The organism is Pelomonas candidula (assembly GCF_043555985.1).
GTDB classification, from domain to species: domain Bacteria; phylum Pseudomonadota; class Gammaproteobacteria; order Burkholderiales; family Burkholderiaceae_C; genus Pelomonas; species Pelomonas candidula.
Window position 1 is genome coordinate 142,456 of sequence record NZ_JBIGIC010000015.1, and the last position, 6,000, is coordinate 148,455.

The 6,000-nt window shown below is 67.4% G+C and carries 5 protein-coding genes; all 5 read right to left on the minus strand.

Annotated features, from left to right (window positions below):
- Window positions 1–54: 54 nt before the first annotated feature.
- The 5 genes from ACG04R_RS24540 to ACG04R_RS24560 are packed head-to-tail and all read right to left on the minus strand — an operon-like array spanning window position 55 to window position 5,993.
- Entirely contained in the window at window positions 55–1,239 is a 1,185-nt protein-coding gene (locus ACG04R_RS24540) for a glycoside hydrolase family 5 protein (RefSeq protein WP_394416398.1), read from the minus strand.
- On the minus strand, window positions 1,236–2,828 hold the full coding sequence (locus tag ACG04R_RS24545; protein ID WP_394416400.1) for a GH39 family glycosyl hydrolase: 1,593 nt from the start codon (window positions 2,826–2,828) through the stop codon (window positions 1,236–1,238). The genes ACG04R_RS24540 and ACG04R_RS24545 overlap by 4 nt, the downstream gene beginning before the upstream one ends.
- On the minus strand, window positions 2,825–4,408 hold the full coding sequence (locus ACG04R_RS24550; protein ID WP_394416402.1) for a family 43 glycosylhydrolase: 1,584 nt from the start codon (window positions 4,406–4,408) through the stop codon (window positions 2,825–2,827). Before ACG04R_RS24550 ends, ACG04R_RS24545 begins: the two co-directional genes overlap by 4 nt.
- Entirely contained in the window at window positions 4,405–5,844 is a 1,440-nt protein-coding gene (locus ACG04R_RS24555; RefSeq protein ID WP_394416404.1) for an MFS transporter, read from the minus strand. The genes ACG04R_RS24550 and ACG04R_RS24555 overlap by 4 nt, the downstream gene beginning before the upstream one ends.
- Window positions 5,844–5,993, minus strand: a complete 150-nt coding sequence (locus ACG04R_RS24560) for a family 1 glycosylhydrolase (RefSeq protein ID WP_394416408.1) — start codon at window positions 5,991–5,993, stop codon at window positions 5,844–5,846. Before ACG04R_RS24560 ends, ACG04R_RS24555 begins: the two co-directional genes overlap by 1 nt.
- Window positions 5,994–6,000 lie beyond the last annotated feature (7 nt).

Here is a 6,000-nt window from a genome sequence, read left to right on the forward strand (position 1 = left end):
ACTAACAGGATAGTCGAAGTGTGTGAAGCCCCGGCCGCAGGCCAGGGCTTCGGGTCATGCCGCCGCGGCGACGATGGCCTTGATGAGGTCCGGGTAGACCTGGGCACCGGTCGCCCGGTCGAACAGGCCCGAGCTGTAGTTCTCGGTGGCCGCGCCGGCGTCCCAATAGACGGGCACCATGCCGTGCGTCCAGGCCGAGTGGGCGATGTACTTGTCCCAGGCCATGCGGTAGACGTCGGCGCCGGCGTACTCGGTGCGCCGCATCGCGGCGAACTCACCGAGGATCACGGGGATGCCCTTGTCGACGAACTTCGTCTTCATCTTCTGGAACTGGCCGTCGGCCCAGGCTTCGTCGAAGCCTGACACCTTGAGCGAGGCGTCGGTCGCACCAGCACCCCATTGCCAGGTGGGGCTCTTCTCGTTGAGCGTGAAGTTGTAGGGGTCGTAGAAATGCACCTCCATCATCAGCCGGTTGGTCGCCGTGTCGGTGGGCATGACGGCGAAGTTCACCGCGTGGTCGATATTGGTGTTGTAGCCCTGCACGATGAGGTGGCGCACGGCGTTGTTGCCGCCGGTGGCGCGCACGGCGGTGACGAACTGCTGGTTGAAGCCGTTCTGCACCGTGTAGTACTCGACAGTGGGTGTGCTGTAGTCGTTGGTCACCATCACTTCATTGGTGCCAGCGAACAGCAGCGTGTCGTCATAGCTCTTGAAGTAGTTGGCGATCTGCGTCCAGAACTTCGTGATGCGCGCGTTGGCCATCGGCTGGGCGGCGTAGGTGGGCTGCATCCAGCCGCCGTCCCAGTGGATGTTGATCATCACGTAGAGGCCCGCGGTCTGCGCGTAGCCGACGACCTGGGCCACGCGGGCCAGCCAGGTCGTGCTGATGTTGTCGTTGGCGTCGGCGTACTGCTTCCACGACACCGGAATGCGCACGGTCTTGAAGCCGGCAGCCTTCACGGCCGTCAGCAGCGCCTGCGTGGTGGCCGGGTTGCCCCAGTTGGTCTCACCGCCGATGGCCTCCAGCGAATTGCCGAGGTTCCAGCCCGCGCCCATCAGCTGGGACAGCTGCAGGCTGGTCAGGTCGCGGAAGCCGGTGGTGGTGCCGGTCGTCGTGGTCGTGCCCGTGGTGCCGGTCGTGCCGGCATCCGTGCTCGTCGTGGCGGCGGATGCCGAGCCGCCCCCGCCGCCGCAGCCGGCCAGCGGCAGCAGCGCGATCAGAGCCTGGCGGCGCTTCATGCGCCCACCTTCTTCAGGCTCAGCAGCACGACGTCGTGGCTGCGCAGCTTCAGCGGCACGGTGGCCGATCCGCTTGCGCCGACGTGCAGCTCGCGCTGCGCTTCTGGCCTGTCGGTCGTCAGGCCCTGCAGTGTGGCGAGCTGCTTGGCATCGAGGTTCTTGGGCGAGCCCATCTTCAGGTAGGCGGTGTGCGCGTCGTTGGCTTCGAAGCCGGTGCGGCGCTGCGTGACCTGGTAGCGGCCGGGCGGCAGGTGGCGCAGCTCGACGGTGGTGCTACCCACGTCCTTCGACGGCTGCGGCTTGCCGAAGAAGCTGCGGTTGCTGGCATCCTGGTCCGGCTGGCGCCAGTCCCAGACGATGGCCTGCAGTTGCTCGCCATCGGTCGCGGCCCAGGTGGCTGCGTCGCCGGTCGGCACTTCCTTGCCGTTGAGCCCCGCCAGCGCGGCGAGGTAGCGGTAGGCGAACCACACCGGCTTGCGGATGCCCTCGCGCGTCATCAGGCCGAAGCCGCCGTGGAAGGGCGCATCCGGCGGGCCGGGCTCCTCGAACAGGTCGCTGTAGACCCAGTAGCTCATGTGCTGGGCCAGGCCCTGCGTCTGCTTGAGCTTGGTCAGCACATAGGGCGCACTCATGTAGCTGTCGTGCACCAGGTCGCGCGGGTTGTAGCTGGTGCTCCACTCGGTGAAGAACAGCGGCAGGCCCGGCAGGTGGGAAGCCTCGATCTCCTTGCGCACGCGCCGCACGTCGCCCACGATGGCGTCGGGCGACCTGGACAGCTTGCGGTCCTCCTTGCCGAACTCGTCCAGGAAGCCCTCGTCCACGCCGTAGGTGTGCGTGGTGATGAAGTCCACCGGTGTGTCCGTGGCCTTGGCGTGTGCCAGGAACTCGGGTACCCAGGCGGCGCCGGCCGTCGATGGGCCGCCGACGCGCAGCTGCGGGTCGATCGCCTTGATGGCTCTGGCGGTGCGGGTGTAGAGGTCGAAGTAGGCCTTTTGATCGGCCTTTTCCCAGAAACCGTCGAGGTTGGGCTCGTTCCAGACCTCGAAATACCAGCTGCGCACCTCGGCCGCGCCGTAGCGCTGCAGCAGGTGGCGCGTGAAGGCGTCGATGAGTGCGGCCCAGCCGGTCGGTTCGGGATGTGACGTGTTGCCTTCCCAGTAGAAGATCTTGTTGTCCGACGTCTTCAGCGCCAGCGGCGTGAAGCTCAGCTCGACGAAGGGCTTGATGCGGCGGGCCAGCATCGCGTCGTAGAGCTTGTCGATGCCGGTGAAGTCAAACACCAGCTGGCCGCCGGCATCGCGCGTCACCGTCTTGAAGACGTCGTGGAAGATCGCGTGGAAGCGCAGGTAGCGAAAGCCCAGTTCGTCGACGGCCGTCTTCAGCTGCGCCAGGGCGTCCTCGCGGTAGGTGGTGCCGGGGTAGTCGGCGCCGACGCAGTGGTCGAAGAAGCGGTTCAGCGGCTGCGTCGCCTGGGCGAGGTCCAGCACGATGCGGCGCTGCGGCGTGGCCGCGAACGAGGTGGTGGTCATCAACGGCAGGGTGGCCGCGGCCAGCAGCTGGCGGCGGCGCAGGGAGCGAAGCGAAGTCACGTCGGGAGTCCTCGATAGACGAAGTTGCGGGCGCGCACCTCGCCAGCGCCGGCGCTGAACAGCGCGATGCGCAGGCTGACGAAGCCGCCGAAGACGTTGTGATGCAGGCCCGAGACCTCCATCTGCCAGGGGTGTTGCACCCAGGTCCGGCCGTCGTCGCGCGAGTAGCGGAAGGTGATGACGTTTTCGCGGTTGGTCAGGCGGATGTGGACCTGGCGCGTGGCCAGGTTCTCGCGCATCCATGCGTGCTCCTGGCCGTAGCCGTAGGTCAGCAACTGGGTCGTGCTGAAGCCGATGCCGACATGGCCGCGCTCGTCGTAGAACAGGCCCAGGCCGCCGTGACCATCGCCCGTGATCTCCAGCTCGACGCTGCATTCGTAGCTGCGGTCGCCGGTGATGCACACCAGTGGCGAGCAGTCCGCCAGCGACTTGCCCTTGCCGCGCATGAGGAGGCTGTTGTCCTGCCAGCGCAGGCGCGAGAGTTCGTCGGGGCTGGGCGCGTGGAAAGTCCACTGCGTGCCCATGCGGTTGCGCGAGAAGTCGTCGGAGAGGGCTGCGCCGGCAGGGCTGGCCTTGCCACCGCGAGGCGCCGGCAGCGGCTTGTCCAGCGTGCCGCCCTTGGCGCGGAACCAGCCGTCGGCCGTCCACTCGATGGGTTCCAGCAGCGCCTGGCGGCCCAGTGTGCGAAAGCCGTTCTCGTAGCCGTGATAAACCATCCACCAGTCACCCGCCGGACCTTCGACGACGCTGGCATGGCCGCGCGACCACCAGGGCTCGTCGGCGCTCGTCGTGCGCACGACGGGGTTGTGCGGGCAGTGCTCCCACGGGCCGTGGACGGAGCGCGAGCGCGCCACCGTGACCATGTGGCTGGTGGGCGGCCCAGCCGTGCCGCCGACGGCGGAGATCAGGTAGAACCAGTCGCCGCGACGCAGCAGCTTCGGCCCCTCGGGCGCGAACATCTCGACGACCCAGTCCTTGGGGTACTGCCACGGCGTCCAGGCGTTGGCCTCCAGCGGGCCATCGGTCGCGAGGCCGTCGTCCTTCAGCCGGATACGCCGGCCGCCGTTGACGAACAGGTAGCGCCGGCCGTCCTCGCCGACGACGTGGCCTGGGTCGATGCAGCCGGGCACCTTCAGGTCGATGGGCTCGCTCCATGGGCCGCGGATGTCGTCGGCGTGGATGACGTAGATGCCCGTGCCGGCATCGTTCAGCACCGGGATGTAGATGAAGTAGCGGCCCTTGTGCTTGACGAGGTCCATCGCCCAGACTGTGCCGATGGGCTTCGTCAGCGCGGCCGTGATCGGCGTCCAGTTCAGCAGATCCTGCGAGTGCCAGATGACGGCGCCCGGGTAGGACTGGAAGGACGAGAACGTCATCCAGTAGTCGCCCCCGTCCTTCAGGATCGTCGGGTCGGCGTGGTCGCCCGGCACGATGGGGTTCACGTACGTGCCGTTGCCCAGGTCGGCCTTGCGCTGGCCTTCGATGCCCGTGCCGAAGCGCGGTGCGGCGATGGCGGGCGTGGCGGAGACGGCCGCGCCGGCCAGCGCGGCCTGCAGTGCGTGGCGGCGCGAAACGGTCATACGCGGCCCCGTGCGGCTTCCAGCTGGGCGCGGATTTCCAGCATGCGGTCCTCGGTCAGCTCGAAGCGCAGCAGCGACACGAGCGCGATGACGAGGCCGATGACGGGGATGCCCGACAGCAGGAGGCGGATCATGAAGATGGCCTGCGGGTCCTGCACCGCCTGCTTGGAGTCGAAGCCGGTGTACTGAAGAATCCAGCCCGACGCGCCCACGCCCAGCGCGATGCCGAGCTTGGAGATCCACGACTGGCAGGCCGAGAACGAGCCCTCGCGGCGCTGGCCGGTGTGCAGCTCGTCGTAGTCGACGACGTCGCCCAGCGTGGCGTTGTAGAGCGTCCAGAAACCCGCGCCGGTGAACGCGACGAAGCCGCAGGCGAACAGCTGCAGGATGGGCCTTGCGGGGTCGTACAGCCACCAGTCGCCGATGAAGGCGCAGATGGCCAGGCTCAGCACCGTGGCCAGGCCCACGCGCTTGCCCCAGCGGCGTGCGATCCACGTGAAGAACGGGATGCCGGCAAAGCCGAATCCCATGCCCGCCAGGCCCATCGCCGTGTTCCACGCGGCGCCCTCGACGACGTTGCCGTGGCAGACGTAGTAGACGGTGGCGTAGTAGCCCAGCGCGCCGACCATGGCCGTGCCGATGCCGTAGGCCAGCATCATGCCCAGGATGTGGCGGAAGGGCTTGCAGCGCAGCGTGCGCCACAGCGTGTCGGCCAGCGGGATGTGGCTCTGCGTGCGCGCGACCAGCTTCTCGTAGTAGCGCTCGCGCACCATGAAGAAGATGGCCACGGCCGCCACCACCATGATGGCGCCGAGGATGGTGCAGTAGGTCTGCGCACCGCGCAGGATGTCGGGCTTGCCGTGCTCGTCGTGGAAGATGGCCAGCGTCGTGAACTGCGCGGCGAAGAACATCGCCAGTTCCGGCCCCTTCTGGATGGCGTTGCGGATCGCCATCACGGTCGTGCGCTCGTGATAGTCCGGCGTCATCTCCGCACCCAGGCTGCTCCACGGCATGTTGAAGCAGCTCATGACCGGCACGTAGATCACCATGCTGACCAGCATGAAGATGAAGTACTGCGTGTCGGTCCAGCCGCGCCCGACGGCGAACATCAGCGGCAGGCCGATGCCGGCCAGCACGCCGCCGACGAGGATGAACGGCCGGCGGCGCCCGAAGCGGGTGCGGGTGTTGTCAGAGATCCAGCCGAAGATCGCATCCGAGGCCGCGTCGATGAAGATCTTGATCATCTGCACCGTCGAGATCAGCCCGGGGGCGACGCCGAGGAAGATGTTGAAGACGTGGAAGGCCAGCGACGGGTAAAGCCAGTGGCCCCACATGTCGAGGATGGAGCCCAGGCCGAAGCCGACCTTCTGCGACATCGGCAGGCGGTCGGCCGCGGGCGGCACGGCTTTCGTCAGCGGCACGGCTTGCGTGTTCATCAGAGGATCTTGTGTTCTTGGATGACCTGGGCGTAGTAGCGCGCCGAGAGCTTGGGCGTGCGGACCTGCGTCTCGTAGTCGCAATGCACGATGCCGAAGCGGCGCTGGTAGCCGTCTTCCCACTCGTAGTTGTCGATGAAGCTCCACAGGAAGTAG